This window comes from Microbacterium sp. MMO-20 (assembly GCF_037147735.1).
Taxonomy (GTDB): Bacteria; Actinomycetota; Actinomycetes; order Actinomycetales; family Microbacteriaceae; genus Microbacterium.
On record NZ_JBBCUU010000001.1, the window covers coordinates 347673 to 374596 of the forward strand.

Here is a 26924-nt window from a genome sequence, read left to right on the forward strand (position 1 = left end):
CACGGGTGCTCGGGCGCGATGTGCGGAGCGCGACGTTTGGCGGGGTGACACGCAGAGGGGACGTCGTCCGCCATGATGGGAGCATGACGGTTCCCGGACTCGCGCCGCGTGGCGGCTTCGGCGGCATCGTCGCCGTGTGGGCGGCGGCCGCGGTGGTTTCGATCGTGATCGGGCTCGCGACCCCCAGCGAGTGGCGCGCCGCGTGGATGGCGGTCGGCCTCGCCGGATGCCTCGTGCTCGCGTTCGTCGTCCAGCTCGTCGTCGGGCACGCGGAGGGGTTCGTCCGTCGCGTCGCGGCGAGCGTGATCGGGGCGTTCGTCGTGATGGGGCTCATCGGCGTCGGACTGGGGCTCGCGAGCCTGTTCGCCGGGTAGAGTGTTCGCATGGACCTCGTCGCACTCGAACTCTTCTTCGTGGGGCTCCTCGCGCTCGCCTCGCTCGCGATCGTCTTCGTGTCGGGCGTCGTGATCAAGAACCTCTATCGCGGCCAGCGCTGAGCACGTGTTCGATCTTCCGACCGATCTTCCGGCGGACATCGTTCCGCTCTCTTGGCTGCTCGGCGTCTGGGAGGGCACCGGGGTCATCGACCACGAGGCATCCGGCACGCATTTCTCCGGTGAGTTCGCCCATCGCGTGAGCTTCAGCCACGACGGGGGCGACTACGTCAACTACGCCGCCAGCGCGTGGCTGCTCGGCGACGGCGAAGACGCCCCCCGCACCCCCCTCGTGGCCGAGTCTGGCTACTGGCGCCTCGCGCGACCGGCGGACGACACCGACCCGGGCCCCGCGCTGCTGCCGGCCTCGGCTGTGCGCGAGAGCGCCCGCACAGCAGACGACGTGGAGGCGTTGCGGAACGCCGACGACGGCTTCGACCTCGAGGTCGCGATCGTGCACTCCGACGGGATCAGCGAGCTGTATCTCGGTCAGGTGCGCGGGCCGCGCATCGACCTGCAGACCGACGCGATCGTGCGCCCCGCGAGCGCGAAGCCGTACGCGTCGGCGACCCGAATGTACGGGTACGTCGACGGACACCTCCTCTGGGCGTGGGACATCGCTGCTCTCGGCGGCGCGTTGTCGTCGCACGCGTCGGCGCGGCTGGCGCGGGCCGAGTGAGCGCGCAGCGATGACGGATCCGTTCGCCGCGCTGCCCGGCGCCGTGTTCGACGGTGCCGTGCTCAGCCACCTGGGTTCGCCGGCGCGCGAGCAGCGCGAACTCGCCGCCGGGCGGGCGATCGCGCCGCTCGCATCTCGCGCGGTCATCACCGTCACCGGCCCCGATCGGCTCAGCTGGCTCGACTCGATCACATCGCAGGCGCTCACGTCGCTCACCGCGGGAGAGAGCACCGAGTTGCTCGTACTCGACCCCCAGGGGCACGTCGAACACGCGGCCGCCGTCGTCGACGACGGCGAGCGCACGTGGCTGATCGTCGACCGGACGCGCGCGGGCGACCTCGCCGCGTGGCTCACCCGCATGCGGTTCCGGCTGCGCGTCGAGGTCGAGGATGCTGCGGACACCTACCGCGTCATCGGCGGAACCGGCAGCGCCGTCTCGGCGCTGCCGTCCGTCGCCGTGTGGCACGACCCCTGGCCCGGCGTGACCGTCGGCGGGTGGGGATACGCCGCCACGGACCCCCACCCCGGCGTCGACCGCGATTGGGCGGAGGCGATCGTGGGTGTCGCCGAATACGCCCGGATCGCCGCGGGTGGCGATGAGGCGTCGACTGCGCCGGCGGTGGCGGGGGAGCTCGCTGCGGAAGCGCTCCGCGTCGCGGCCTGGAGGCCGCGCGCGTCGCGCGAAGCCGACGGGCGCGCCCTCCCGCACGAGGCCGACTGGCTGCGCACCTCGGTGCACCTCGACAAGGGCTGCTACCGCGGTCAGGAGACCGTCGCGAAGGTGCACAATCTGGGGCATCCGCCGCGACGCCTCGTCTTTCTGCACCTCGACGGCAGCGATGCCGTGCTGCCCGAGCCGGGCGCTGAGGTGCTTCTCGATGACGAGCCGGTCGGGGTCGTGACCTCGGTCGCTCGCCACCACGAGGAGGGTCCCATCGCCCTCGCCTATGTGAAGCGGACGACGCCGGTCGAGGCCGATCTCGTCGTGCGGGCGCGCGACGGCGAGATCGCCGCCGCGCAGGAGCCGATCGTGCCGCCGGACGCCGGCCGCACCGCCGCTGTGCCGCGCCTCCCGCGGCTCTCGCGCCGGCGCTGAGCGGGACGCCGTGAACGTGCCCGAGCGTCCGTCGGAGCTTCCCGCGGACACGCGTGCCGTGCCGACCGGATTGCGCGGGCGGATCTCGCCGCGCCGCGGTCTCGACCGTGTGCGGGGCTCCCTCGGCGCGATCGCGCAGATCGTCCTGGCCGCGACCGGCGCCTTTGCGTTCGCGCACTACGTGCTGGGCCATCCCGCACCGCTGCTGGCGGCGACCGTCACGATCTCGAGCCTCGGACTCGTGCGCGATGCGCGTCCGCGTCGGGTGGCGGAAACGGTCGTCGGCATGGTCCTCGGCATCCTCATCGCGGAACTCATCGTGCTCGTCGCGGGGATCGGGTGGTGGCAGCTCGGGCTGACGCTCGCGGCGAGCCTGCTGGTCGCGCGCTTCCTCTCGGCCCAGCCCGCCTTCGCCGTCGCGGCGGCGATCCAAGCGGCGATCGTCATGGTGATTCCCGCAAGCGTCCCGTTCCTGCGCCTCGCCGACGGCGTCGTCGGAGGCGTGGCCGCGCTGCTCGTGACAGCGCTCGTGCCGCGGAGCCCGCTGCGCGCGGTCGCAGCCGAGGGCGCCGAAGTCTTCGCCGACTTCGACCGCGCGGTCGCGACGCTCGTGCAGGGGCTTCGTCGTGGCGACCGTGCACGGGCGGAACGCGGGTTGGAGAAGGCGCGCGCGCTGCAGGACCCGATCGACCAGTGGCGCGTCGCGATCGAGTCGGGGGCCGCCGTCGCGCGCCTCTCGCCGTTTCTGCGCCGTCAACGCACCGAGTTCGATCGGCAGGAGCGCATCCGCACCCAGCTCGACCTCGCGAGCCGCAATCTGCGGGTGATCGGCCGCCGGATCGTCTACCTGTGCGACGACGGTGTGCCGCGCCCCGTCGCCGCCGACCTCCTGGCGGAGCTCAGCGCGGGCGCCCGGCTCGTCGCGGAGTCGATCGAGGACATCTCCTACGAACCGGCTGCGCGCGAGGCGGTGCGTGCCATCGCCTCCCGGCTCGATCCGGCGGCGCTCGCCGCCGGATCGTCGAGTCTCGACCAGAACCTCATCGGCGCGCTGCGCCCCTTGGCCGTGGACCTGATGTCGGCGGCGGGTATGCCCGCCGCCGACGCGCGCGCCGCCCTGCCGCGCACCTGACCGGCTGCGCGCGTCGTCAGCCGAGCGGGGCGACGGCCGTCCACGGAACGGTCACTTCGCCCAGGCGCCAGCGGGAGCGTCCCTGCACGGGCCAGCCGGCCGCGGCGAGCGCGTCGAGCGCGGTGCGCCATCGGTGCACGGCGCCGAAGGGGGCGGATGCCACGGCGCGCACCCACTCGGCATCCAGAGCCTGCAGGAACGCGTGCACCGGCTCGCCGGGTACGTTCCGGTGGATGAGCGCTTTCGGCAGACGCTCGGCGGCGATCGCGGGAGAGTCGAGCCCCGCGAGCCGGAGCGACAGCGTGAGCGAGCGCGGCGCGGCATCCGCGCCCACTTCGATCCACGTGCAGACGCGGCCCAGTTCGTCGCACGTGCCCTCGACGAGGATGCCGTCCGGCTGCAGCCGGGCGCACATGAGCGCCCATGCTCCCGCGACGTCGCCCTCGCCGTACTGCCGCAGGACGTTGAACGCACGGATCACCGCCGGACGCCGTGCGCCGAAATCGCCCGGAAGAGGCACCTCGAACCCGCCGCGCCCGAAGGACACCCGCGCGTCTGGTGCGAAGGGCGTGCGTCCCGCACGCACCTCGTCGAGTTGCGCATTCGCGCGCGCAACGCGCGCGGGGTCGATCTCGAGCCCCACGACCTCGACACCGACCTCGCCGTCCGGTCGCGCACCGCGCAGCCGCGCCTCGAGCTCGAGCGCTGTCACGCCGCTCGCGCCGTAGCCGAGGTCGACGACGAGCGGGTCCGGCGTGCGTCGCAGCACCGGGTGCCGCGCGATCCAGCGGTCGACGCGGCGCAGTCGGTTCGTGTTGGTGGTGCCGCGGGTGATCCGCCCGACGTGGCCGCGGCCGAGAGCCCCGCGCACGGCGGGGTGTTTCTCCGGCGTCATCCCCCCATGATGCCAGCGGGCGATCGGTAGGATGACGAGCATGACCGCTCCCTATACGCTGATCCTCCTCCGCCACGGGCAGAGCGAGTGGAACAAGACCAACCAGTTCACGGGCTGGGTCGACGTCCGGCTCACCGAGCAGGGTCGCGCCGAGGCCGCCCGGGGCGGCGAACTGCTCAAGGAATCCGGCATCCTGCCCGACGTCCTGCACACCTCCGTTCTCAGCCGTGCGATCCAGACGGCGAACATCGCCCTCGACACCGCGGACCGGCTGTGGATCCCCGTGAAGCGCACGTGGCGCCTCAACGAGCGCCACTACGGCGCCCTCCAGGGCAAGGACAAGGCGCAGACCCTCGAGGAGTTCGGCAACGAGCAGTTCATGCTGTGGCGTCGCTCGTTCGACGTTCCGCCGCCGCCGCTCGCGGACGACGACGAGTACAGCCAGGTGGGCGACCCGCGCTACGTCGGCATCGACGGCGAAGTGCCCCGCACCGAGTCGCTCGCGATCGTCATCGACCGGATGCTGCCGTACTGGGAGTCGGACATCAAGCCCGATCTCGCCGCCGGCAAGACGGTACTCGTCACGGCGCACGGCAACTCGCTGCGCGGACTCGTGAAGCACCTCGACAAGATCTCCGACGCCGACATCGCGGAGCTGAACATTCCCACCGGCATCCCGCTGGTCTATCGCCTCGACGAGAACTTCGAGCCGATCGGCCCCGGCGAGTACCTCGACCCCGAGGCCGCCGCCGCAGGTGCGGCCGCCGTCGCGAATCAGGGCAAGAAGTGACCTGAGCGAAAGAACGAGGGAGGGGGATGCCGCGCGGCATCCCCCTCCCTCGTTCTCGCGGGGTGAGGCTCAGGCTTCCGGAGCATCGCCGCCCGCCGCGACGATGACGGCGATCGTCTCGGTGTCGGGGCGCCAGTCGCCCGTCGCGAGATAGGCGACCTTCTTCGCGACCGATACGGCGTGGTCGGCGAAGCGCTCGAGATAGCGGCTCGCGAGGGTCGCGTCGACCGTCGCGGCGGCTTCGCCCTTCCACGCTTCGCTCAGGACCTTCTCGAAGACGGAGAGGTGGCCGTCGTCGAGCTGATCGTCGAGGCTTCGGAGGTTCTCGACGAGGGAGAGGTCCTCCGTGCGCAGGAGCTCGGTGAGGGTACGCGCGACCTCGACGTCGAGCTCGCCCATCTTCGTGAAGGTGTTCTTCAACCCCTTCGGGATCGCCCGCTCGGGGAAGCGCATGCGCGTCAGCTGCGCGATGTGCTCGGCGATGTCGCCCATCCGCTCGAGCGACGCGCTGACGCGCAGCGCTGCGACGACGATGCGCAGGTCGCGGGCGACGGGCTGCTGGCGAGCGAGGATCTGGATCGCCAACTCGTCGAGCTCGACGGCCTTCTCGTCGATGATCGCGTCGGCCTCGATGACCTCTTCGGCGAGCGCCACGTCGCTCGAGCCGAACGCGCGGGTCGCCTTGTCGATCGCGACGGTGACGAGTTCGGAGATCTCGACGAGACGCGCCTGCACGTCTTCGAGCGACTGGTGGAACACTTCGCGCATCAGGAAACCTCTCGGAGGGATTCGGCGGGGGACAGGATGCCGCGGCATCCTCTCGGACGTGCGGCGCAGAACCGGTGCGATCCTGCCGCGCGAAGGTTAACGAATGGTGCCCTCGCGATGAACAGTGCTGCGCGGGTCGCCGGTGGGTGCCTTCGCGGTCGGCCGACCGCCCGAGCCCACCCTACGCTGGGTGCATGGACTCGACGCAGGTGGCGCTCATGGCGCTCGCCGTTGGGGCTCTCATCGGCGGCGGCCTGGCTGCCCTCGTCCTCGTCGCGCTGCGGGCGCGCGACCGCGCGCGAGTCGAGGCGTCGCTCGAGCTGCCCGACGGGACGCGCGCCGTGCTGCAGGGCATGGACGAGGTGGCGGTCGTGGTCGACGCGTCGCTGCAGATCGTCGCAGCCTCTTCGCCCGCCGAACTGTTCGGCATGCTCGAGGGGTACTCGCTGCCGGGCGACGACCTGCGGGGCCTCGTCCGCTCGGCCCGGCGCACAGATGGCGCCGAGACGGCCACGCTGCGGTTGCGTCGCGGGGTCGAGCTGCGCCTCGTGACGGCGCGGGCGAGCGTCATCACTCCGCGACTCACCCTCATCGTCGTGCGCGACATCACCGAGCACGAGCGCGTCGAGGAGATGCGGCGCGACTTCGTCTCCAATACGAGCCACGAGCTGAAGACGCCCGTCGGGGCGATCACGCTTCTTGCCGAAGCGGTCGAATCGGCCGCGGAGGATCCCGATCAGGTGCGCATTTTCGCGCGCCGTCTCAGCGCCGAGGCATCCCGCCTCGGTCAGCTGACGTCGCGCATCATGAACCTCTCGCGCCTGCAGTCCGCCGACGATCTGACCGAGCTCCGCGACGTGTCCGTCGACGAAGTCGTCGCGGCGGCGATCGAATCGCAATCCATCGCCGCGGATGCCGCGGGTATCACGATCGTGCGGGGCGGCGCACGGCGCGCCTACGTCCGCGGCGACGTGCAGGTGCTGACCGAGGCGATCGGCAACCTCGTCGCGAACGCTGTCGCCTACTCGTCCAGCGGAGGACAGGTCGGCGTGGGCGTGCGCGCCGATGATTCGATCGTCGAGATCGCCGTCACCGATCGGGGCATCGGGATTCCCGAGGGTGAGCAGCAGCGCGTGTTCGAACGGTTCTACCGCGCCGACCAGGCGCGTTCACGCCGCACCGGCGGTACGGGACTCGGCCTCTCGATCGTCAAGCATGCCGTGCAGCGGCACGGCGGCGAGGTGGAGCTGTGGTCGCGTCCGGGCCGCGGGTCGACGTTCACGGTGCGCCTGCCCGCCGTCGAGGCGCCGCCGGAGGAGAAGTCTTCGAAGAAGCGCGGCAAGAAGGCATCCAAGCCGAGGAAGACGAAGACGCCCGGAGGTGCCATGGCCACGGGTGACGCGAAGAAGGCCGACACGAAGAAGAAGAATGCCCAGGCTCCCGCCCGGGCGAAGGGAGAGCAGCCATGACCCGCGTTCTGATCGTCGAGGACGAGCCCGACCTCGCCGACCCGCTCGCGTACCTGCTGCGCCGGGAAGGCTTCGACGTCGAGATCGCCGAGGACGGCCCGGCGGCGGTCGAGGCGTTCGCCGCGCGCGGCGCCGATATCGTGCTGCTCGACCTCATGCTGCCGGGGATGCCGGGCACCGAGGTCTGCCGCATCATCCGGACGACGTCGAAGACCCCGATCATCATGCTGACGGCGAAGGACTCCGAGGTCGACATCGTCGTGGGCCTCGAGCTCGGTGCCGACGACTACGTGACGAAGCCCTACTCATCGCGTGAGCTGCTCGCGCGCATGCGCGCGGTGCTGCGCCGCTCGGCGGCCGCCGACGTCGAGCTCGACGAGCGGATCGTCGAGGGGGGCCGCGTCGTGATCGACATCGATCGCCACACCGTTGCGGTGGACGGCGAGGTGATCCCGATGCCCCTCAAGGAGTTCGAGCTGCTCGAGGTCCTGATGCGCAACGCGGGCCGCGTGCTGACGCGGGGGCAGCTCATCGACCGGGTGTGGGGGAGCGACTACTTCGGTGACACGAAGACGCTGGATGTCCACATCAAGCGCATCCGCTCACGCATCGAGAAGAACCCGTCCGAGCCGGTCATGCTTCTGACGGTGCGAGGCCTCGGCTACCGCTTCGAGGCGTAGCCCCGCTCAGCTCTCCGGGACGAATTCCTCGAGGTAGCGGAGCGCTCCGTCGAGGACGGGCACCGAGTAGACGATGGTGTCGCCGTCGCCGGAGCGGAACGTCACGTCGAGGTCGACGCCCGGCGCTGCGTCGAGACCCTCAAAGAGCAAGGGTTCTGCGCCGTCGAAGCCGAGGCTGACCGTGCTGCGTGCGGGCACGCGGACCGTCTTCTCCGTGCCCCCGGCCGTCACGCCGAGCGTCGCGGCGCTGTCGGTGTCGTTGACGATCGCCGCGAGGAAGTTCGCGTTCTTTCCTGACTCGTCGGCGACGAACAGCGCATTGCGCACCTTCAGCGGGCCCGAGTCGGGGATGTTCACTCCGTCGGCGGCCGAGTATCCGATGGTCGTCGCCTGGGGCGAGACCATGCTGCATCCCGTCATGCCCACAAGAAGGGCGACGGCGAGGGCGGCGGTCGCGAGACGGCGCGTGTTCACGGATCCTCCAGGTGGCGGGACGAAGTGGCATCCGCCCGTGCGAGCGGGTGCACTGCCATTCTAGGGTGTGGCAGCAGCCGCCATCAGCGCGCCTGAGGGATCAACCGGCGAACCTTAGCGTATGTCGCCTGTGGTATCCTTGAGGTTGCCGAAAGGACATAACTGCATGCTTTTTGAGGTTGGCGAGACGGTCGTCTATCCGCACCACGGCGCCGCGACGATCATCGAGGTCAAAGACCGGATTATCAAGGGCGAGACCAAGAAGTACCTGAAGCTGAACGTCACGCAGGGAGACCTCATCATCGAGGTCCCGGCTGACAACGTCGATCTGGTCGGCGTTCGCGACGTGATCGGCAAGGACGGTCTGGAGCGCGTCTTCGACGTTCTGCGCGCCGCGTTCACGGAGGAGCCCACCAACTGGTCGCGTCGCTACAAGGCGAACCTCGAGAAGCTCGCCTCCGGTGACGTGATCAAGGTCTCCGAGGTCGTCCGCGACCTGTGGCGCCGCGATCAGGACCGCGGCCTCTCCGCGGGTGAGAAGCGCATGCTCGCCAAGGCGCGGCAGATCCTGGTCTCCGAGATCGCCCTCGCGCTGAAGGCCGACGAGGAGCACGCCTCGGGCGTCCTCGACGAGGTCCTCGCCAGCTGACGTCGTCGCGGCGTGGCACGTCGCGGTCGGTAGTGTCGGATCCATGACGACACCGCCCGCCCCCCTTCTGCCGACGCCACAGGCGGCCGTGATCGTGGTCGCCGCCGGTTCCGGCCAGCGCTTGGGCGCCGGCGCGCCGAAGGCGTTCGTCGGTCTCGACGCGCACACGATCCTGCGGCACGCACTCGATCAGGTCTTCGCGGGTCCGCTCGCGCAGGTGATCGTCGTCGCGCCCGCCGAGCGCGCGGGTGACGCGCTCACCGAGGCGCGGGCCGCCGCCGGTGGGCGCGTCGACATGGTCCAGGTCGTCGCGGGGGGTGCGACGCGTCAGGCGTCCGTCGCCGCGGGTTTGTCTGCCGTCTGGCCCGACGTGGAGTACGTCCTCGTCCATGACGCCGCGCGAGCGCTCACTCCGCCCGCGGTGTTCACACGAGTGCTCGACGCACTCGAAGGAGGCGCGGCGGCGGTTCTGCCGGTCCTCCCCGTGATCGACACCATCAAGCGCGTCGACGGCGCGTTCGTCGTCGAAGCCGTCGATCGCGAGACTCTCGCCGCGGCGCAGACTCCGCAGGGCTTCCGCCGGTCGGTGCTGGATGCCGCGTACGCCGACGCCGCCACCGACCACACCGACGACGCCGCGCTCGTCCAGGCGGCGGGCATCACCGTCGCGACGGTGCCGGGGTCTGAACTGGCGTTCAAGATCACGACCCCCGCGGACCTCGATCGGGCACGCCTCGCCCTCGGCGCATCCGTGGCCCCTCTCCCGCACCGCACTGGTGCGGCGATCATGCCGCGAGTGGGGATGGGCACGGACGTGCACGCCTTCGGAGGTGACGGGACGTTGTGGCTCGCCGGGCTCGAATGGCCGGGGGAGCGGGGCCTGCAGGGGCACTCCGACGGCGACGCCGTCGCGCACGCGATCGTCGACGCCGTGCTTGCGGCGGCCGGTCTCGGCGATATCGGCACGCACTTCGGTACCGCCCAGCCCGAGTACGCGGGGGCGCACGCGCGCACCTTCCTCGCCAGGACGCGTGTGCTCGTCGAGGATGCCGGGTTCACGATCGGGAACGTGTCCGTGCAGGTTCAGGCCAACCGCCCTCGGTTCGCAGGGCGCCGAACCGAGGCCGAGGCGGTGCTGTCCGAGGCCCTCGGAGCACCGGTTACCGTCTCGGCGACGACGACCGACGGGCTCGGCTTCACCGGGGCAGGGGAGGGCGTGGCGGCGTACGCGGTCGCACTCGTCGTGCCGGCGGCCGCAGCGCGCTGATCAAGGCGCGTTTCGGAGGGTCGCGGCATCCATCGCCCGCCGTCGGTGCGCAACGGCAAGGCGCCCGGCTGGACACGCCGTGCGGGCGGGCCGTGGGCCGGCGTGTCGCGCACGATCCCTTGCAATCGGGGCGCGCCCCTGGACGGGATAGGGCGGGTGATCAGAGCTCGCGCGTCATGAAGGTGGAGAGCGGGTCGAGGGCGTACCCCTCGAAGGGGCCGCAGACGGTGAACCCCTCGCTCGCATAGAGCGCGCGGGCGGGGATGAAGGCGTCCTCCGATCCCGTTTCGAGCCAGAGGCTCTGGATGCCGCGGGCCCGCGCCTCGGCGATGATGTGTCGCAGCAGCGCGCGCCCGGCTCCCGTGCCGCGGAAGCGGTCGTCGACGCGCATCGATTTGAGCTCGCCGCGTGCGGCGTCGAGCTGGGCGAGCGCGCCGATCCCGACGAGGTCGTCGTCGCGCCACGCCGACCACACCGTGATGCCGGGGGCGGTGAGTGCGCGGAGATCGAGGGCGTGGACGCTCTCGGGTGGCGAGTTCTCATGCATGCCCGCGAGGTGCGCGGCGATGAGGGCGCGCGTGGCAGCACCGGTCAGGTCGTCGACGATGATCCGCAGGCTCACCCTCCCAGCATCGCCGATCGTCGTTTCCCGGAGGTTTCACCCGGCCCGTGGGGCCGGATGGGGGGTCGGCACGCGGCATCCATCGCCCGCTGCGCGTGCACAGCGGCAAGCCTTTCGGGGCGACACGCCGCGAGGGTGAGGCGGTGCTCGGCGTGTCGCGCGCGATCCCTTGCAGTTCGGTCGGCGACAAGAGAATGGATGCCGGGGCGCGCTCAGCCCTCGACGGCGAACGGAACGGGGTCGCGATGACGCGCCGCGCGGGAACCCCCGGCGAGCAGCGCGAGTCCCGCGGCGAGCACGACGAGGCCGACGACGGCGAGCGCGGAGAGCTGCTCGCCGAGGACGGTGAGCCCGAGGACCGCGGCCGTGAGCGGCTCGCCGAGAGTGAGCGTCGCCGCCGTAGCGGCGGAGAGCCCCTGCAGGCCCCAGGTGAACAGCACGTAGGCGATCGAGATCGTCGCGAGCCCGAGCCACAACGCCATCGCGAGTCCGCGGGGAGCGGCGAGCCACGACACGTCGACGAACGGCAGCGCGAGGGCGCTGACCACGGCAGAGGACAGCCCCATGCCGCCGACGACGGTGAAGGCGTCCCACCCGGCATCCAGCAGGCGCCGCTGCACGTTCGCGATGACGGCGAAGGACGCTCCCGCGCCGACCGCGCCCAGGACGCCGACCGGGTCGGTGCCCCCCGATCCCGATGCGCCGCCGAGACCGAGCAGCAGCACGCCGAGCGTCGCGAGCGCCGTCGCGCCGATCCAGGTCGCGCTCGGGAGGCGACGCGTGAGCGCCCATTCGAGCAACCCCGCCAGCACGGGCGCGGACCCGAGCGCGATGACGGTGCTCACGGCGACGCCGTTGCGCGCCGTGCCGAGGAAGAAGAGCGGCTGGTAGACCGCGAGACACACTCCCGTCAACGTCATGAGGGCGAACGGTCGGATGCCGGGGCGCGGCCGTTCGCGCATCGGCGCGCGGCGGCGCTCGCGGCGTGCGAGCGCGAAGGCGAGTGCGGCGAGGCCGGCACCGCCGATGACCATCCGCATGACTCCGACCGAGAGAGGTGTCGTGCCGTCGGGCCCCAGGGCTTGAGACGTGCCCGTCGTGCCGAACAGCACGGATGCGAGAAGGACGGCGATCACGTGCAGCACATCACCGTTCTACCGCAACCGCGAGGAGCCGCCGGTAGGCTGGTGCGGTGACGGTCCGGCTTTACGACACTCAGGCGCAGGCGCTTCGCGACTTCGCCCCGCGCGACGAGGCGAACGTCACGATGTACGTCTGCGGTCCGACGGTGCAGTCGGGCCCCGGCATCCATCATCTGCGCGCCGCGCTCGCGTTCGACCTCTGGCGCCGCTGGCTGGTGCGGCGCTACGGCCGTGTGACGTTCGTGCGCAATGTCACCGACATCGATGACAAGGTGCTCCAGAACGCGACGTCGACCGAGCCCTGGTGGGCACTCGCCTACCGGATGGAACGAGAGTTCTCCGCGGCGTATGCCGCCATCGGCATCCTGCCGCCGACGTATGAGCCGCGGGCCACCGCGTCGATCCCGCAGATGCAGGAGCTGATCGCGGGCCTCATCGACCGCGGCCACGCGTACGCCGCGGACGGCGACGTCTATTTCGATGTGCGCTCGTGGCCCTCCTACGGCGCGCTGACGCACCAGAGCATCGACGCCATGGAGCCGGCCGCCGTCGCCGACGAGCGGGGCAAGCGCGATCCGCACGACTTCGCCCTGTGGAAGGCGGCGAAGCCCGGCGAGCCCGCGGATGCCGTCTGGGCGTCGCCGTGGGGCCCCGGCCGACCGGGGTGGCACATCGAGTGCTCGGCCATGAGCCGGCGTTATCTCGGCGCCGAGTTCGACATCCACGGAGGCGGTCTCGACCTGCGCTTTCCGCACCACGAGAACGAGCTCGCGCAGTCGACCGCGGCGGGCGACGCGTTCGCCCGGTACTGGATGCACAACGGCCTCGTGACGGTCGGCGATCAGAAGATGTCGAAGTCGCTCGGCAACTTCCTGCTCGCGCACGACGTGCTCTCTCGCCACGATCCACTCGTCGTGCGGTACGCGCTCGCCGCTGCGCACTACCGCTCGTCGCTCGAGATCTCGCCGACGACGTTCGCCGAAGCGGAGACGGCCCTCGGACGCATCCGCACGTTCCAGGAGCGCGCGGCGCGTGTGCTCGGCACGGCGACTCCGCTCGTGGCTGCCGACCTGCCCGAGTCGTTCGCCGCGGCGCTCGACGACGACCTGGGCGTTCCCCGGGCGCTTGCGGTCGTCCACGAGACGGTGCGCGCGGGCAACGCGGCGCTGGATGCCGGCGACACGGACGCCGCGGCGCGCGCTCTCGTCGAGGTCGGGCGCATGACGGGACTTCTCGGTCTCAATCCAGAGGATCCGCAGTGGCGCTCCATCGCCGATGACGATCAGACGCGCGCGCTCGACGCGCTCGTACAGGAGCTCATCGGGCAGCGTGCGCAGGCGCGCGCCGACAAAGACTGGGCGGCCGCCGACCGCATCCGCGACGCGGTCGCTGCGGCGGGCATCGTCCTGGAAGATTCAGTACACGGAACACATTGGAGTCTCGATGGCCGGTAAGCCAGGGCGCCCCGGCGCCGCGAAGGGCGGAAAGGGTCCCACGAAGGGATCCGGCGGGAAGAACAAGCGTTCCCTCGAGGGGCGCGGACCGACCCCGAAGGCCGAAGACCGGGCGTGGCACCCGGCGGGCAAGCGCAAGGCCGCAGCCGAGCGCTATGCCGCCGCGGGCGGAAAGCCCAAGCCGAAGCAGGCGCACGTGAACCGCGCACCCAAGGCGAAGGCCGGCGACGACACGGAGAACGTGACCGGTCGCAACTCGGTGCTCGAGGCGCTTCGCGCGCGCATCCCGGCGACGGCGTTCTACATCGCGCAGCGCGTCGAGATGGACGACCGGGTCAAAGAGATGCTGTCGATCGCGACGCAGCGCGGCATCCCCGTCCTCGAAGTGACGCGCCCCGAGCTCGACCGCATGGCGGGCTTCGACGGTGTGCACCAGGGCGTCGCCCTCAAGGTGCCGCCGTACGAGTACGCGCACCCGCAGGACCTCCTCGAGGAGATCATCGCGAAGGGCACCACACCGCTGCTCGTGGCCCTCGACGGCGTGACCGACCCCCGGAACCTCGGTGCGATCATCCGCTCCACAGCCGCGTTCGGCGGACAGGGACTCATCATCCCGCAGCGCCGCTCGGCGGGGGTGAACTCGGCCGCGTGGAAGACGAGCGCCGGCGCCGCTGCGCGCATCCCCGTGGCGATGGCGCCGAACCTCACGACGACGCTCAAGGAGTTCAAGAAGCAGGGCGTGTTCGTGCTCGGTCTCGACGGTGGGGGAGACGTCTCACTGCCTGCGCTCGAGCTCGCCGATCGCCCCGTCGTCATCGTCGTCGGGTCGGAGGGCAAGGGGCTGTCGCGGCTCGTCACGGAGACGTGCGACCAGATCGTCTCGATCCCGATCTCGTCGGCCACCGAATCGCTCAACGCCGGCATCGCGGCATCCGTCGCCCTGTACCAGGTCGCGACGATCCGCGCTGCGAGCGAGTGATCCACTGAACGGAAGGGCTGTCATGTCGAACATCGCCGTCATCGGAGGCACCGGGTACGCCGGCCGCCACATCGTCGCCGAGGCCGCCGACCGGGGCCACAACGTCCTCTCCGTGGCACGGAAGGTCGCAGCTGAACGCATCCCGGGCGTGACCTACATCGAGGGCACGCTCCTCGACGTGCCGAGCCTCCTGGCGGAACTGCAGGGCGTGGATGCGGTCGTCGTGGCCGTGGCGCCTCGCGGCGAGATGGAGGGTCTCGTACGTCCGAACATCGAGGCGCTCGCTTCGACGCTGCCGGACAGTGTCCGCCTCGGTGTCGTCGGCGGCGCCGGCGGCAGCCTCGTCGCCCCGGACGGACCGCGCCTGGTCGACGGCGACTTCCCCGAGGCGTTCAAAGCCGAAGCCCTCGAGATGGTCGGCGTGCTGGAAGACCTCCAGGCTGAGCAGACGGGCCGGGACTGGTTCTTCATCCACCCCGCCGGTGGATTCGGCGGCTTCAACCCGGGCGAGCGTCGCGGAACCTACCGCGACGGCGGTGACGTGCTGGTCGTCGACGAGAACGGGGAGTCGTTCATCTCCGGCGAGGACTTCGCGGTCGCCGTCATCGATGAGATCGAATCGCCGAAGCACTCGCGGGGCCGGTTCACCGTCGGATACTGACGGCGACCGTCGCGCCGTTCCGACGGGGCCTCAGACCAGGTCGCGCCAGTCGACGTCGTCGTCCTCGTCCCGTGTGTCGACGGCGCCCGTGATGATCGGGATCGACACCGTCTCGGTCGGCGGACCCATGAGCGTCGCCTCGTCGCGACGGTGCCGCAGCACGGTATCGACATAAGAGGAGAGCACCTCCGCGATCGGCACGGACTGTCCCCGCGCCTGCGACATGTACCAGCGGTGCTCGAGCACCTGGTGGAAGACCTCGGCGGGTTCGAGCTTGGCGCGCAGGTCCCAGGGAATCGCCTTGACGACGGGCTCGAAAACGCGCGTGAGCCATTCGTGCGCGACCATGTCCTCGTCCGAGCCGAGGCGCGAGACACGGGCTTTGAACTCGTCCATGTCGTTCAGCAGACGTCGCGCCTGATTCTCCTCGACGTCGAGTCCGGTGAGGCGCAGGAGGCGCCGCTGGTGGTGGCCGGCGTCGACGACCTTCGGCTGGATGCGCACTTTCGTGCCGTCAGGGGTCGCCTCGATCGACATCTCTCCGATGTCGAAACCGAGGTCGTTGAGCCGCTGAACGCGCTCGGTGATGTGCCACGCCTCGCCCGCGGCGAACGTCTCCTGGTCGGTCAGCGTCGCCCACAGGGAGCGGTACGACGACATGATGCCGTCGGCGATGGCCACGGCATCCATGCCGCCCTCGAGGCGACCCCCGGCTTCGAGGTCCATGATCTCGCCGGCGATGTTCGTGCGCGCCACGTCGAGGTCATGTTCCCGCTGGCCGCGAGTGAGCCCGCCTTCGTGGAGCTCGCCCGTCTCGGCGTCGACGAGATAGGCGGCGAAGGCCCCGGCATCTCGCCGGAACAGGGTGTTCGACAGCGACACGTCGCCCCAGAAGAAGCCCACCGTGTGCAGGCGCACGAGGAGAGCCGCCAGGGCGTCGACGAGGCGTCCGGCGGTGTCGGGGCGGAGCGTCTGCGTGAACAGCGCACGGTAGGGCAGCGAGAATTTCAGGTGCGCGGTGACGAGCGCGGCCGGCAGCGGCTCGCCCTTCGCGGTGCGGCGGCCGTCGATGACGGCGACGCGCTCGACGCAGGGCACGTCCAGGCGTGCGAGCATGCCGAGCATCTCGTACTCGCGGCGGGCCATCTCGCCCGTCGTCTCCTTGACCGCGACGACGCGGCCGGAGAGGTTCGCGAAGCGGACGAGGTGGCGGGAGAGGCCCTTGGGGAGCGAGACGATGTGGTCGCTCTTCCAGGCATCCAGTGGCGTCGACCACGGCAGGGCGAGAAGTCCCGCGTCGATGCTGCTCGCGGTGATGCTCAGCGAGGTCATGGGTCGGGCGTCGGCCACGGGCGCTCCGGATCGTAGGGGTGAGGATCGTCGTGCGGTCAGGGATATGACGAGGCGCGGGGGCTCATCGGTGAGGACCGAGGAACCACCCGCGCCGGGTCAGGATCGATCAGGCCGACGCGATCGCCTTCTTGGTGAGGCGCTCGCCCGACTCGATGTCGAACGCGTGCACGTGGTGCGGCACGGGCGCGAGAACGACCGTCTCGCCGGCGTTCGGGTGGTTGCGGCCGTCGACGCGCGCCACGATGTCGGTGCGCTTGCCGGCGATGTCGGTGTGGCCGTACAGGTAGCCGTCCGCGCCGAGCTCCTCGACCAGGTCGACCGTCACCGAGAGCCCCTGTCCGTCGGCGGGGTTGACGACGATGTCCTCGGGGCGCACGCCGGCCGTGACCTGCGTGCCGCTGGTCGGACGGTCGATGTCGGCGTCGACGATCGCGGTGCCGAACTGGATGCCTCCGGCGCTCGCGAGGTCGACGGGGAACAGGTTCATCGCGGGCGAGCCGATGAAGCCGGCGACGAAGACGTTGTTGGGCTTCTCGTACAGGTCGCGCGGGGTGCCGACCTGCTGCAGCAGACCGTCCTTCAGGACGGCGATGCGGTCACCCATCGTGAGGGCCTCGGTCTGGTCGTGCGTGACGTACACCGTCGTGACGCCGAGGCGGCGCTGCAGCGAGGCGATCTGCGTGCGGGTCTGCACACGCAGCTTCGCGTCGAGGTTCGACAGCGGCTCGTCCATGAGGAAGACCTGGGGCTGACGGACGATGGCGCGGCCCATCGCGACACGCTGACGCTGACCGCCCGAAAGCGCCTTCGGCTTGCGGGTCAGGTACTGCTCGAGATCGAGGAGCTTGGCCGCCTCCAGCACGCGCTGAGCGCGCTCTTCCTTGCCGACACCGGCGATCTTCAGGGCGAAGCCCATGTTCTCGGCGACTGTCATGTGCGGGTACAGCGCGTAGTTCTGGAAGACCATCGCGATGTCGCGGTCCTTCGGCGGGATGTCGGTGACGTCGCGGTCGCCGATCAGGATGCGGCCCGAGTTGACCTCTTCGAGGCCGGCGAGCATGCGCAGCGATGTCGACTTGCCGCAACCGGACGGGCCGACGAGGACGAGGAACTCGCCATCGCCCACTTCGAGGTTGAGCTTGTCGACCGCGGGGCGGGTGCCGCCGGGGTACAGACGGGTGGCGTTGTCGAACGTGACAGATGCCATTTTCTCTTCTCCTTCACCGGCAGGTACGTGCCGGACGATCCGTAGTGATGGAATGAGCGGGGGCCACCCCGCACGCCCGTCGTCGGGCGCGGGGCTATTATCGCACGTGCGGCGGTGACACGGCTGTCACCGAAGGCCGAGGCGGTGTCTGGGCATTTCACAGGGTCGCGATCTAGCATCGTGAGTGTCCCCGCACCCCGCCGGCACACCCGTCGCGGCCCGTCGTCACGCGTTGTCCTGATGCACCGGAGCCGCAGACGAACGCACAGCTTTCACCGAGAGGTCCCATGTCCACCGACGACTCCACCCGTCCCGACCCGGCCGCCTCGTCGGAGGTCGCCGAGACGGCGAGCACCCCGGTGGTCCAGGGGCGACGCGAGGCGGTGCGCGAGAAGGCGCAGCAGGTGCACGTGCAGCAGTCGCGCGCGCGGATCGCTCGACGGACGGCCCTCATCACCGGAGCGGTGGCCGTCGTCGCGGTTGTCGGCGTCGTCGTCGCCTGGGCCGTCGGTGGGTCCGCGAGCAAGCCCCAGCTCTCTCCCGACGCGGATCATCAGGACGGCTTCCTCGTCTCCGCCATCGCCGCCGGGACGGCCGTGACCTCGCCCGACGACGCGACCCCGACGGCGACGACGGATGCCGCGCAGCCCTCGCCGAGCCCGTCGCGGACGACGACGGCGCCCGTCGACATCCACGTCTACGTGGACTATCTCGCCCCTTCTGCGCGCGAGTGGCAGCTGGCGAATTCCGCCCAGCTGAAGTCGTGGGTCGCGGACGGCGCTGCGACGCTGACGTATCACCCGGTGTCGATGCTGACCGCCAAGTCGAACGGGACGAAGTACTCGCTCCGCGCCGCGAGCGCGGCCGCCTGCGTCGCGACGTACTCACCGGCATCCCTCTTCGCCTTCACGGACGACCTGCTGGCGCGCCAGCCCGCCGTCGACTCCGACGGACTGTCCGACAAGGAACTCGCCGATGTCGCTCTCGCCAACGGCAGCGACGATCCGAAGCAGCTGCGCCAGTGCATCGAGACCGAGGCGTTCGCGTCGTGGGTCAAGGCCGCCACCGAGCGCGCGGTCACAGGTGCGAGCGACGGTGTGGCGCTCAAGGGCACGTCGATGATCACGGTGAACGGCGAGGAGTACGTCGGCGAGATGACCGACCCGGCCGAGTTCTCGCAGTTCGTGCTGACGACAGCGAGCGGCAAGTCGGCGAAGAGCCAGACGCCGACGCCGACGCCCACGCCCACCGCGTCGCCGTCTGTCACGCCCTGAGCGTTCGCGTCGATCCCGGTCACGCGCGCCGCGCGGCGCCCGTAGACTGGATGCCGCCCCGCCGGCTTGGCGCAATTGGTAGCGCACCTGTCTTGTAAACAGGGGGTTGCAGGTTCGAGTCCTGTAGCCGGCACCGTGTGCGAAGGATTTCCCCGGCGCTGCGCCACGCGCCGACCGGACCACCGCTCTAGATTCGAGGTGTGGACGACGCGCACCCTGGGACCGAACCCGAGCCGATCACCGAGGCGATCTGCATTCTCGGGTACGACTGACCGCGATCGGCGCGATCGGCGCGATCGGCGCAGGGTGCTGCTCGACGGCATCCGAGTCTCCGGCCGTTAGGCTGAACATCCGTGACCGCCGCCGCCCCCGCCCGACTTCCCGCAGCGGTGGCGATCGCCGGCGCGGTCGCGGTCGGGATGCTGACAGCTCTGCAGGCGCGCATCAACGGGCAGCTGGGACTGCACCTCGGTGACGGATTCGTCGCCGCCGTCGTCTCATTCGGCTCGGGGCTCGTGGCTCTCGTCGCCCTCTCGGCGGCGGTGCCGAGCGGGCGTCGTGGCGCGCGCGCCCTCGCCAGCGGCATCCGTCATCGGACGATCCCGTGGTGGATGCTCGCGGGAGGGGCCGCGGGGGCGCTCACGGTCGCCACTCAGGGCCTCGCCGTCGCCGTCATCGGCGTCTCGCTGTTCACCGTCGGCGTCGTGGCGGGGCAGACCCTTTCCGGGCTCCTCCTCGATCGTGTCGGCTACGGTCCGGCCGGCGTCGTCGCGGTGACGATCCCGCGCGTCGTGGGGGGCGCGCTCGCACTCGTCGCGGTCGCGATCTCGTTGCAGGGCGGAGTGCTCGAGCGCGTGCCGTGGTGGATGCTCGTGCTTCCGTTCCTCGCCGGCATCGGCATCGCGTGGCAGCAGGCGACCAACGGGCGACTGCGTCAGCGCGTCGGCACCCCGCTGACGGCCACGCTCGTCAACTTCATCGGCGGCACCGCCATCCTGGCCGTCGCCGCGCTCGCGCACGTCGCCGTCGTCGGCGCGCCCGCGGTGTGGCCGACCGATCCCTGGCTCTACCTGGGCGGTGTCATCGGCGTGACGTACATCTTCCTGTCGGCCGCGCTCGTGGTGCACACCGGCGTGCTGCTCCTCGGCCTCGGAGCGGTCGCCGGACAGCTCGTGACGGCGTTTCTGCTGGATGCCGCGTGGCCGGCCGACGCCGGGCCCGGCTGGCTGGCCGAGCTCGCCATGGTCATCGTGGCCGGTACCGGCGTCGTCGTCGCGGCCACGCCATCGTCGTGGCGCCGCCGACGCAGGCGAGACTGACGGTCAGACCGGCGTGATCTCGACGGCCGTCCCAGTGTGCGCGGCGGTGGAGGTCGGAGCGTGCGCCTCGGCCTTCGCGCGTGCCTTCTCGGCCCGGCGGGCAGCCTTCTCGGCTCTACGTGCGGCCTTGCGCGCCTTCTTGTCGGCTTTCTGAGCCTTTGCTGCCCAGTCGGTCGGCTTCTTGTCCTTGTGCTTCTCGGACGTCGATGCCTTCTTCGCGGGTTTCATCTCCGCCCGCCAGTGCGCGAACTCATCCGGTGTCGTCGTCACGCCCGGCATCCGTGTGACGTGCGCGCGCGCGTCGACGGCTTTGCGGCGTTCGGGCCGTGATCGCTCGGGCTTGCCGCCCACGTACAGCCACCCGAGCAGCTCCTCGTCCTTCGTCAGTCCGTGGGCGGTCGCGACGGGGGCGGATCGCGTGTAGTGGCCGGTGCGCCAGATGACGCCCCATCCGGCCTCGTCCAGCAGCAGGCTCAGCGTGTGCGCGACACCCGAGGCGACGGCCTCCTGCTCCCACCGCGGCACTTTGTCGCTCTTGCGATAGCTCGCGACGATCCCGACGAGCAGCGGGGCGCGCAAAGGTTTGGTCGACGGGGACGAGTCGCCCTGGGCGGCCGCGATCGCAGCGCCCAGGGCGAGGCGGTCATCGCCGCGCAGCTCGATGATGCGCCACGGGCGCAGTGATGAATGATCGGCGACACGACCGGCGGCCGACACCAGGGTGACGAGTTCGGCACGCGTCGGCGCGGCATCCGTCACCTTCGACCAGGACCGACGCTGACGCATCGCGTCGAAGGCGGGGCGCGAGGCGGCGTCGCTCACGACTCGGGTGAGAACGAGAGCGACAGCGAATTCATGCAGTATCGGTCGCCGGTCGGCGTGCCGAACCCGTCGGGGAAGACGTGGCCGAGGTGCGACCCGCAGTTCGCGCAGCGCACTTCGGTGCGCACCATTCCGTGGCTGCGGTCCTCGATGAGCTCGACGGCCTCGGGACGCACGGACTCGTAGAAGCTCGGCCACCCGCAGTGCGAGTCGAACTTCGTCCCGCTCTGGAAGAGCTCGGCGCCGCACGCGGCGCACGTGTACAGGCCGGCTCGGTGCTCGTCGAGGAGCTCGCCGGTCCACGCCCGCTCCGTCCCGGCCTGGCGCAGGACAGCGTACTGATCGGGGCTCAGCTCCGCGCGCCACTGCTCATCGGTCTTCTGCACGTTGTACGACATGGGTGGTCACCTTTCGTCCGTCCTATTCAACCGGAATGAATCCCCGTCTGTTCCGCGTCCCGCGGGTTCTCAGGATGCCCCGGGGTGGCTCACGGCCGAGGAGGCTCGGTGGGCTTAGCCTCGAGGGCGTGCCCCTCTCCCCGCGCGACCGCGACCTGCTGGACTTCGAGTCCCGCTGGAACGGACACAGCGCGGCGAAGGAGGAGGCTATCGCCCGCGACCTCGCGATGACGCCCGCCCGCTATTACCAGCTGCTCGAGCGCGTCATCGACGTACCGGATGCCGCGGAGCACGACGCCATGCTCGTCCACCGCCTGCGCCGTCTGCGCGAGCGCCGCACGACCGTCGCCGTCGACGGCTCCTCCGCGATGCGCACAGGAACGGCCCGGTAGCATTCTCTGGTGCCCAAGACTCCGCCGCCGAAGGATCGCTTCGACGACCTCCCCGCCGACCGGGGGCGGATCGGTGCCCACCGTGCCGAGAACCCCCGTCTGCGCGGTGGGATGGTCCTGCTCTGGTCCGTCATCGCGACGGTCGTCCTCGTCGCTGTCGGGATCTTCGGCACGATGCTCGCCACCGGTCGTATCTCCCTGACTCCCGCGTCGACCCCCACGGCGTCGGTCGCACCGAGCACCGAGGCGCGTCTGGACACCTCCTACAAGGTGACGATCCTCAACGCGACGCCACAGCGCGGCCTCGCGAGCGCGATGAGCGACACCCTCGTCGCGGCAGGCTGGAGTGCCGACGACGTCAATGCGGGGGATGCCGGGTCGGAGGACTTCGCCACGACGACGGTGTTCTACACGACTCCGGCCGACGAAGCCGCGGCTCGCGGCCTCGCCGCCGCGATCGGGGGAGCCGACGTCGCGCTGAGCGACGCCTACGCGGGGATGTGGGGCACCGACGACCCGCAGCTCGTGCTGGTCATCGGGCTCGACCGCACCGATGGGGCTACCCCCGCGCCGGACTCGGAGGGCTGAGTCCCGGCGCGCGCTGCGGCGCCTGCGCGGGTCGTGTTTCGCGCGTGTGAACACTTCGGTGCAGCCGTGTCAACAGTGCCCGGATCCGGGCTTTCGCGGCATCCCGCGTGGTTAGCATGGCCGAGTCCCGCCGCACCATCAGGAGATTCGCATGAGCGCCAGCACCCACGGAACCGTCAAGTGGTTCAACGCCGAGAAGGGCTTCGGTTTCATCACCGTCGAGGGCGGCCAGGACGTCTTCGTGCACTACTCGAACATCGACATGTCCGGTTTCCGTGTGCTCGAAGAGGGTCAGGCCGTCGAGTTCGTCGTCGGCGCCGGCGCGAAGGGCCCCCAGGCGGAGTCGGTCCGCGTCGTCGCCTGAGCGTCTCCTTCCTCCCCGCCGCGTCCACGCTGCCCTGCCAGCGACATGTCCTGCGTAAACAGGGCCGCGGATCGGCTTGCACTCGTCATGCCCGAGTGCCAGAATGAGTTAGCACTCCGTCATGCTGAGTGCTAAAGACTCATCCTCACGTCCGGGAGGGACGACACACTTATGGCAAAGATCATCGCTTTCGACGAGGAGGCCCGCCGTGGCCTCGAGCGCGGCCTGAACATCCTGGCTGACGCCGTCAAGGTGACGCTCGGCCCGCGCGGCCGCAACGTCGTGCTCGAGAAGAAGTGGGGCGCCCCCACGATCACGAACGACGGTGTCTCCATCGCCAAGGAGATCGAGCTCGACGACCCGTACGAGAAGATCGGCGCGGAGCTCGTCAAGGAGGTCGCCAAGAAGACGGACGACGTCGCCGGTGACGGTACGACGACCGCTACGGTCCTCGCCCAGGCGCTCGTGCGCGAGGGTCTGCGCAACGTCGCGGCCGGCGCTGACCCCATCTCGCTCAAGAAGGGCATCGAGAAGGCCGTCAAGGCTCTCTCCGACGAGCTGCTCGCCTCCGCCAAGGAGGTCGAGACCAAGGACGAGATCGCGGCCACGGCATCCATCTCCGCCGCCGACCCCGAGATCGGCGAGCTCATCGCCGAGGCGATCGACAAGGTCGGCAAGGAGGGTGTCGTCACCGTCGAGGAGTCGAACACCTTCGGCACCGAGCTCGAGCTCACCGAGGGCATGCGCTTCGACAAGGGCTACATCAACCCCTACTTCGTCACGGACCCGGAGCGCCAGGAGGCTGTCTTCGAGGACCCGTACATCCTCATCGCGAACCAGAAGATCTCCAACATCAAGGACCTGCTGCCGATCGTCGACAAGGTGATCCAGGAGGGTAAGGAGCTCGTCATCATCGCGGAGGACGTCGAGGGCGAGGCCCTCGCGACCCTCGTGCTGAACAAGATCCGCGGCATCTTCAAGTCGGTCGCCGTCAAGGCCCCCGGCTTCGGAGACCGTCGCAAGGCTCAGCTCCAGGACATCGCGATCCTCACCGGCGGCCAGGTCATCACCGAAGAGGTCGGCCTCAAGCTCGAGAACGCCACGACGGACCTGCTCGGCAAGGCTCGCAAGGTCATCGTCACGAAGGACGAGACCACGATCGTCGAGGGCGCGGGCGAGTCGTCGCAGATCGAGGGTCGCGTGACCCAGATCAAGCGCGAGATCGAGAACACCGACAGCGACTACGACCGCGAGAAGCTCCAGGAGCGCCTCGCCAAGCTCGCCGGCGGCGTCGCCGTCATCAAGGCGGGTGCGGCCACGGAGGTCGAGCTCAAGGAGCGCAAGCACCGCATCGAGGACGCCGTTCGCAACGCGAAGGCGGCTGTCGAGGAGGGCATCGTCCCCGGTGGTGGCGTCGCGCTCATCCAGGCCGGCAAGAACGCGTTCGAGAAGCTCGAGCTCTCGGGCGACGAGGCGACCGGTGCGAACATCGTCAAGGTCGCCATCGAGGCTCCGCTCAAGCAGATCGCGCTGAACGCGGGCCTCGAGCCCGGTGTCGTCGCGAACAAGGTGTCGGAGCTTCCCGTCGGCCAGGGCCTCAACGCGGCCACCGGCGAGTACGTGGACATGTTCGCGGCGGGAATCATCGACCCGGCCAAGGTCACCCGCTCGGCACTGCAGAACGCGGCATCCATCGCCGGCCTGTTCCTGACGACCGAGGCGGTCGTCGCGGACAAGCCCGAGAAGGTCGCGGCTCCGGCCGGCGACCCGACCGGCGGCATGGACTTCTGATCCGCTGACACGAAAGAAGGGCCCCTCCTCGGAGGGGCCCTTCTTTCGTGTTCCGGCGGAGCCGGTCAGCGGAACAGGCCCGACGCGGCGGCCTCGGTCTGCGCGTACTGGCTGCCCGCGTGGCTCAGGGCGGTTCCGATGTCGCCGAGTGCGGCCTCGAGTTCGCGCTGCGTCAGCCGCCACCGGTCGATCACTCCCTGGAACGCGATCGCCGCGGCGCCGGTCCACGAGCCCTGCAGCTGCGTCAGCTGGCCGAGCATGGCGGCGGTCTCGCCCTGCAGACGATCCGCGGTCGCGCGGATCGCGCCGGTGGCGGTGAGGACGGCATCGGAATCGACGGAGAAGGTCGCCATGTGCGGACCCCTTTCTGTGTGGATGCCGCCACGCTAGGCCGCGGGCAGCTCGGACCGACGTCGAAGCGCACTATCGGTGGACAACGCGCCGGAACGACTGCCTGTGGAAGAGTCGATGCGAGTCAGAGATCCTCGGGTCGCAGCCGCGGCAGGGGCTGGGTCTCGATGAGGAGGTGCTCGGCGGCGTCGCGTTGCTTCGCGAGGGGGAACGAGACCCGGAACGTCGCGCCCCCACCAGCGGTCTCTGAGACATCGATCGAACCGTGCAGCGCTTCGACGACGGAGGCCACGATCGACAGGCCCAGCCCCGATCCGCCCGTCTCGCGGGCACGCGAGGTGTCGGCGCGCCAGAAACGCTGGAAGATCTTGTCGCGGATCTGCTCGGGGATGCCCTCGCCATGATCGCTCACCGCGATCCAGCCCATGCCGGCCCGCTCGTCGACGCCGGTGGACAGTTCGATCGGTGACCCGGCCGGTGTGTAGCGGCGAGCGTTCCCGAGCAGGTTCGCGACGACCTGGCGGATGCGGTTCTCGTCGCCGAGGACGATCGGAGCGGCAGGGTTCGGCACGGCGGCGAGCGGACGCGCCGCGGACGCGGCTTCGTCGGCGGACGCACTGCCCTGGCGGGGGCGCCGGCGGAGGAGGGAGCGCGTTGCGCCCGCAATGCTGCGGCGTGATCCCGTGGCATCCACCGTCGACGTCACGGGCGGCAGGGGTGTGCGGGGTGACGGCGGCGGACGATCGTCGATGAGGGTGACCTCGCGGTCGGGCGATGCGGCGCGCGCGTCGAGGGCGGCGTCGCGGGCGATCGGACGCAGGTCCACGTCGGCGACGATGATGTCCCGCCGCTCGTCGAGGCGGGCGAGGGCGAGCAGGTCTTCGACGAGTCCGCCCATGCGGATCGCCTCCTTCTCGATCCGCTCCATGGACTGCGCGGTCTGCTCGTCGCCCGCGATCGCGCCCATTCGGTACAGCTCGGCATAGCCGCGCACGGTGACGAGGGGGGTGCGCAGCTCGTGGCTCGCGTCGCCGATGAAGCGCCGCATCTGCTGCACTGTGGCATCGCGCTGGCCGAGGGCGTGGTCGATCCGGTCGAGCATCGTGTTGATCGCGATCTTGAGGCGCCCCACCTCGGTGCCCGGCGTGATGTCGCCCATGCGCTGGCTGAAATCACCCGCCGCGATCGACATGGCGGTCGACTCCACCTGCCCGAGACCGCGGAAGGCGAGGGTCACGAGCAGGCGCGTCGCGATGGCACCCGCGAGGATCGTGACGAGAGCGAGGGCCGTGTAGATCCCGAGGAAGTTCGCGACCGTCTGATTCACGGGCGTCAACGGGAGTGCGAGCAGCTGCACGTACGACTGCTGTGACCCCGGCAGCTGCAGTACGTCGACGGCCGCGTGGAAGGTCGTTTTGCCGTCGACCGAGAGGATGTCGAAGGGAGCTGTGCCCTTCATCAGCGCCTTGTCGAGGCCGAACGGCTCGGGGTAGTGCGGTTGGCTCCCGGCTGGGCCGCCGACGGCCCCACCGGTCTGGAGCAGGGTGCCGTCGGGACCGTAGACCGCGATGTAGAAGGAGGTGAGCGGTGCCGTCGCGGGCGGGCCGAACTGGGCGACGCCGTCGATGACCTCGACGCTCAGCAGGCTGGATGCCTGATCGAGGGTGACCGTCTGGGTGATGGATTTGTCGCGCTCGTCGATCTGCGCGTTCCGCAGGAACACGGCGGTGCCGATGCCGACCGCGACGAGCCCGATCGCGAGCACGGCGACGGTGACGCCGGTGACCTTCGCGCGCAGGCTGACGCCGCGCCACCATTCGGTGATCCGATCGCCTCGGCGGGCGTGCGCGGCGAGCGGAGGAGCCACGGTTCTC

At 70.4% G+C, this 26924-nt stretch carries 28 protein-coding genes, 1 tRNA gene and 1 pseudogene; 19 read left to right on the top strand and 11 right to left on the bottom strand.

Annotated elements, in window-relative coordinates; genetic code table 11:
* Positions 1-83 precede the first annotated feature (83 nt).
* From WFI52_RS01795 to WFI52_RS01810, 4 genes are all read left to right on the top strand, one after another.
* Positions 84-374, top strand: coding sequence for a hypothetical protein (locus tag WFI52_RS01795; protein ID WP_336625293.1), 291 nt, complete (start codon positions 84-86; stop codon positions 372-374).
* A 127-nt stretch (positions 375-501) separates the two neighbouring features.
* The gene (locus tag WFI52_RS01800) at positions 502-1113 is read left to right on the top strand and encodes an FABP family protein (RefSeq protein ID WP_336625292.1); all 612 of its coding nucleotides are present in this window, start codon (positions 502-504) and stop codon (positions 1111-1113) included.
* A gap of 10 nt (positions 1114-1123) precedes the next feature.
* Positions 1124-2209 carry a CAF17-like 4Fe-4S cluster assembly/insertion protein YgfZ gene (gene ygfZ, locus WFI52_RS01805; protein ID WP_336625291.1) on the top strand — a complete coding sequence of 362 codons (1086 nt, stop codon included), beginning with the start codon at positions 1124-1126 and terminating at the stop codon, positions 2207-2209.
* A 10-nt stretch (positions 2210-2219) separates the two neighbouring features.
* Entirely contained in the window at positions 2220-3341 is a 1122-nt protein-coding gene (locus tag WFI52_RS01810) for an FUSC family protein (protein WP_336625290.1), read from the top strand.
* A 16-nt stretch (positions 3342-3357) separates the two neighbouring features.
* Here WFI52_RS01810 and WFI52_RS01815 read toward each other — a convergent pair whose 3' ends face one another.
* Positions 3358-4236 (bottom strand): class I SAM-dependent methyltransferase, encoded by an 879-nt coding sequence (locus WFI52_RS01815; RefSeq protein WP_336625289.1) that lies wholly within the window; start codon positions 4234-4236, stop codon positions 3358-3360.
* Between the two features lie 40 nt (positions 4237-4276).
* On the opposite strand from WFI52_RS01815, the gene WFI52_RS01820 reads away from it, so the two are divergent.
* The gene (locus WFI52_RS01820) at positions 4277-5026 is read left to right on the top strand and encodes a phosphoglyceromutase (RefSeq protein ID WP_336625288.1); all 750 of its coding nucleotides are present in this window, start codon (positions 4277-4279) and stop codon (positions 5024-5026) included.
* Positions 5027-5095: 69 nt separating this feature from the next.
* Here the strand turns inward: WFI52_RS01820 and phoU are convergent, their stop codons facing one another.
* Positions 5096-5794 (bottom strand): phosphate signaling complex protein PhoU, encoded by a 699-nt coding sequence (gene phoU, locus WFI52_RS01825; protein WP_336625287.1) that lies wholly within the window; start codon positions 5792-5794, stop codon positions 5096-5098.
* A 194-nt stretch (positions 5795-5988) separates the two neighbouring features.
* On the opposite strand from phoU, the gene WFI52_RS01830 reads away from it, so the two are divergent.
* Positions 5989-7263 carry a sensor histidine kinase gene (locus WFI52_RS01830; protein ID WP_336625286.1) on the top strand — a complete coding sequence of 425 codons (1275 nt, stop codon included), beginning with the start codon at positions 5989-5991 and terminating at the stop codon, positions 7261-7263.
* On the top strand, positions 7260-7943 hold the full coding sequence (locus WFI52_RS01835) for a response regulator transcription factor (RefSeq protein ID WP_336625285.1): 684 nt from the start codon (positions 7260-7262) through the stop codon (positions 7941-7943). Before WFI52_RS01830 ends, WFI52_RS01835 begins: the two co-directional genes overlap by 4 nt.
* Before the next feature lie 6 nt (positions 7944-7949).
* Here the strand turns inward: WFI52_RS01835 and WFI52_RS01840 are convergent, their stop codons facing one another.
* Positions 7950-8417 (bottom strand): DNA modification methylase, encoded by a 468-nt coding sequence (locus WFI52_RS01840; RefSeq protein ID WP_336625284.1) that lies wholly within the window; start codon positions 8415-8417, stop codon positions 7950-7952.
* Positions 8418-8583: 166 nt separating this feature from the next.
* Between WFI52_RS01840 and WFI52_RS01845 the strand changes: the two genes are divergently transcribed.
* Together WFI52_RS01845 and ispD are read left to right on the top strand one after the other, a co-directional pair.
* Entirely contained in the window at positions 8584-9066 is a 483-nt protein-coding gene (locus WFI52_RS01845; RefSeq protein ID WP_336625283.1) for a CarD family transcriptional regulator, read from the top strand.
* Between the two features lie 43 nt (positions 9067-9109).
* Positions 9110-10333 carry a 2-C-methyl-D-erythritol 4-phosphate cytidylyltransferase gene (gene ispD / locus WFI52_RS01850; RefSeq protein WP_336625282.1) on the top strand — a complete coding sequence of 408 codons (1224 nt, stop codon included), beginning with the start codon at positions 9110-9112 and terminating at the stop codon, positions 10331-10333.
* Between the two features lie 160 nt (positions 10334-10493).
* Here the strand turns inward: ispD and WFI52_RS01855 are convergent, their stop codons facing one another.
* Positions 10494-10955 (bottom strand): GNAT family N-acetyltransferase, encoded by a 462-nt coding sequence (locus WFI52_RS01855; RefSeq protein WP_336625281.1) that lies wholly within the window; start codon positions 10953-10955, stop codon positions 10494-10496.
* Positions 10956-11167: 212 nt separating this feature from the next.
* Positions 11168-12100, bottom strand: coding sequence for a DMT family transporter (locus WFI52_RS01860; RefSeq protein WP_336625280.1), 933 nt, complete (start codon positions 12098-12100; stop codon positions 11168-11170).
* Between the two features lie 47 nt (positions 12101-12147).
* On the opposite strand from WFI52_RS01860, the gene cysS reads away from it, so the two are divergent.
* Genes cysS through WFI52_RS01875 form a run of 3 tightly spaced genes read left to right on the top strand, consistent with a single transcriptional unit; the run spans position 12148 to position 15191 of the window.
* Positions 12148-13551, top strand: a complete 1404-nt coding sequence (cysS, locus tag WFI52_RS01865) for a cysteine--tRNA ligase (RefSeq protein ID WP_336625279.1) — start codon at positions 12148-12150, stop codon at positions 13549-13551.
* The gene (rlmB, locus tag WFI52_RS01870) at positions 13541-14530 is read left to right on the top strand and encodes a 23S rRNA (guanosine(2251)-2'-O)-methyltransferase RlmB (protein ID WP_336625278.1); all 990 of its coding nucleotides are present in this window, start codon (positions 13541-13543) and stop codon (positions 14528-14530) included. The genes cysS and rlmB overlap by 11 nt, the downstream gene beginning before the upstream one ends.
* A 22-nt stretch (positions 14531-14552) precedes the next feature.
* On the top strand, positions 14553-15191 hold the full coding sequence (locus WFI52_RS01875; RefSeq protein ID WP_336625277.1) for an NAD(P)-dependent oxidoreductase: 639 nt from the start codon (positions 14553-14555) through the stop codon (positions 15189-15191).
* A gap of 30 nt (positions 15192-15221) precedes the next feature.
* On the opposite strand, the gene WFI52_RS01880 is transcribed toward WFI52_RS01875, so the two are convergent.
* Together WFI52_RS01880 and WFI52_RS01885 are read right to left on the bottom strand one after the other, a co-directional pair.
* Positions 15222-16523 carry a DUF4032 domain-containing protein gene (locus WFI52_RS01880; protein ID WP_336625642.1) on the bottom strand — a complete coding sequence of 434 codons (1302 nt, stop codon included), beginning with the start codon at positions 16521-16523 and terminating at the stop codon, positions 15222-15224.
* A 127-nt stretch (positions 16524-16650) separates the two neighbouring features.
* Positions 16651-17751 (bottom strand): ABC transporter ATP-binding protein, encoded by a 1101-nt coding sequence (locus WFI52_RS01885; protein ID WP_336625276.1) that lies wholly within the window; start codon positions 17749-17751, stop codon positions 16651-16653.
* Positions 17752-18038: 287 nt separating this feature from the next.
* On the opposite strand from WFI52_RS01885, the gene WFI52_RS01890 reads away from it, so the two are divergent.
* From WFI52_RS01890 to WFI52_RS01900, 3 genes are all read left to right on the top strand, one after another.
* Positions 18039-19025 (top strand): thioredoxin domain-containing protein, encoded by a 987-nt coding sequence (locus tag WFI52_RS01890; RefSeq protein ID WP_336625275.1) that lies wholly within the window; start codon positions 18039-18041, stop codon positions 19023-19025.
* A 60-nt stretch (positions 19026-19085) separates the two neighbouring features.
* A tRNA-Thr gene (locus WFI52_RS01895) sits at positions 19086-19158 on the top strand.
* A gap of 220 nt (positions 19159-19378) precedes the next feature.
* Positions 19379-20344 carry a DMT family transporter gene (locus WFI52_RS01900; protein WP_336625274.1) on the top strand — a complete coding sequence of 322 codons (966 nt, stop codon included), beginning with the start codon at positions 19379-19381 and terminating at the stop codon, positions 20342-20344.
* Between the two features lie 273 nt (positions 20345-20617).
* On the opposite strand, the pseudogene WFI52_RS01905 reads toward WFI52_RS01900, so the two are convergent.
* Together WFI52_RS01905 and msrB are read right to left on the bottom strand one after the other, a co-directional pair.
* A pseudogene (locus WFI52_RS01905) lies at positions 20618-21130 on the bottom strand (nitroreductase family protein); the annotation flags it as partial.
* Positions 21131-21162: 32 nt separating this feature from the next.
* A complete protein-coding gene (gene msrB / locus WFI52_RS01910; RefSeq protein ID WP_336625273.1) occupies positions 21163-21564 on the bottom strand; it encodes a peptide-methionine (R)-S-oxide reductase MsrB in 402 nt (133 codons plus the stop codon).
* Between the two features lie 128 nt (positions 21565-21692).
* Here msrB and WFI52_RS01915 point away from each other — a divergent pair, with 128 nt between their 5' ends.
* The 4 genes from WFI52_RS01915 (at position 21693) to groL (ending at position 24699) form a co-directional block, all read left to right on the top strand.
* Entirely contained in the window at positions 21693-21956 is a 264-nt protein-coding gene (locus WFI52_RS01915) for a DUF3263 domain-containing protein (protein WP_336625272.1), read from the top strand.
* Between the two features lie 9 nt (positions 21957-21965).
* The gene (locus WFI52_RS01920; RefSeq protein ID WP_336625271.1) at positions 21966-22544 is read left to right on the top strand and encodes a LytR C-terminal domain-containing protein; all 579 of its coding nucleotides are present in this window, start codon (positions 21966-21968) and stop codon (positions 22542-22544) included.
* A 151-nt stretch (positions 22545-22695) separates the two neighbouring features.
* Positions 22696-22908 carry a cold-shock protein gene (locus WFI52_RS01925; RefSeq protein ID WP_336625270.1) on the top strand — a complete coding sequence of 71 codons (213 nt, stop codon included), beginning with the start codon at positions 22696-22698 and terminating at the stop codon, positions 22906-22908.
* A 171-nt stretch (positions 22909-23079) separates the two neighbouring features.
* Positions 23080-24699 carry a chaperonin GroEL gene (gene groL / locus WFI52_RS01930; RefSeq protein ID WP_336625269.1) on the top strand — a complete coding sequence of 540 codons (1620 nt, stop codon included), beginning with the start codon at positions 23080-23082 and terminating at the stop codon, positions 24697-24699.
* 65 nt (positions 24700-24764) lie between these two features.
* On the opposite strand, the gene WFI52_RS01935 is transcribed toward groL, so the two are convergent.
* Positions 24765-25052 carry a WXG100 family type VII secretion target gene (locus WFI52_RS01935; RefSeq protein ID WP_336625268.1) on the bottom strand — a complete coding sequence of 96 codons (288 nt, stop codon included), beginning with the start codon at positions 25050-25052 and terminating at the stop codon, positions 24765-24767.
* Between the two features lie 122 nt (positions 25053-25174).
* Entirely contained in the window at positions 25175-26917 is a 1743-nt protein-coding gene (locus WFI52_RS01940) for a sensor histidine kinase (RefSeq protein WP_336625267.1), read from the bottom strand.
* Positions 26918-26924: the final 7 nt, after the last annotated feature.

Bases quoted from the DNA above. Each gene is read 5' to 3' on its own strand.
- WFI52_RS01875 (WP_336625277.1), top strand. From the start codon at position 14,553: ATGTCGAACATCGCCGTCATCGGAGGCACCGGGTACGCCGGCCGCCAC.
- WFI52_RS01885 (WP_336625276.1), bottom strand. From the start codon at position 17,751: ATGGCATCTGTCACGTTCGACAACGCCACCCGTCTGTACCCCGGCGGC.
- WFI52_RS01845 (WP_336625283.1), top strand. From the start codon at position 8,584: ATGCTTTTTGAGGTTGGCGAGACGGTCGTCTATCCGCACCACGGCGCC.
- WFI52_RS01935 (WP_336625268.1), bottom strand. From the start codon at position 25,052: ATGGCGACCTTCTCCGTCGATTCCGATGCCGTCCTCACCGCCACCGGC.
- WFI52_RS01820 (WP_336625288.1), top strand. From the start codon at position 4,277: ATGACCGCTCCCTATACGCTGATCCTCCTCCGCCACGGGCAGAGCGAG.
- WFI52_RS01925 (WP_336625270.1), top strand. From the start codon at position 22,696: ATGAGCGCCAGCACCCACGGAACCGTCAAGTGGTTCAACGCCGAGAAG.
- WFI52_RS01880 (WP_336625642.1), bottom strand. From the start codon at position 16,523: ATGACCTCGCTGAGCATCACCGCGAGCAGCATCGACGCGGGACTTCTC.
- ygfZ (WP_336625291.1), top strand. From the start codon at position 1,124: ATGACGGATCCGTTCGCCGCGCTGCCCGGCGCCGTGTTCGACGGTGCC.
- WFI52_RS01815 (WP_336625289.1), bottom strand. From the start codon at position 4,236: ATGACGCCGGAGAAACACCCCGCCGTGCGCGGGGCTCTCGGCCGCGGC.
- msrB (WP_336625273.1), bottom strand. From the start codon at position 21,564: ATGTCGTACAACGTGCAGAAGACCGATGAGCAGTGGCGCGCGGAGCTG.
- WFI52_RS01890 (WP_336625275.1), top strand. From the start codon at position 18,039: ATGTCCACCGACGACTCCACCCGTCCCGACCCGGCCGCCTCGTCGGAG.
- rlmB (WP_336625278.1), top strand. From the start codon at position 13,541: ATGGCCGGTAAGCCAGGGCGCCCCGGCGCCGCGAAGGGCGGAAAGGGT.
- WFI52_RS01795 (WP_336625293.1), top strand. From the start codon at position 84: ATGACGGTTCCCGGACTCGCGCCGCGTGGCGGCTTCGGCGGCATCGTC.
- groL (WP_336625269.1), top strand. From the start codon at position 23,080: ATGGCAAAGATCATCGCTTTCGACGAGGAGGCCCGCCGTGGCCTCGAG.
- phoU (WP_336625287.1), bottom strand. From the start codon at position 5,794: ATGCGCGAAGTGTTCCACCAGTCGCTCGAAGACGTGCAGGCGCGTCTC.
- WFI52_RS01835 (WP_336625285.1), top strand. From the start codon at position 7,260: ATGACCCGCGTTCTGATCGTCGAGGACGAGCCCGACCTCGCCGACCCG.
- WFI52_RS01830 (WP_336625286.1), top strand. From the start codon at position 5,989: ATGGACTCGACGCAGGTGGCGCTCATGGCGCTCGCCGTTGGGGCTCTC.
- ispD (WP_336625282.1), top strand. From the start codon at position 9,110: ATGACGACACCGCCCGCCCCCCTTCTGCCGACGCCACAGGCGGCCGTG.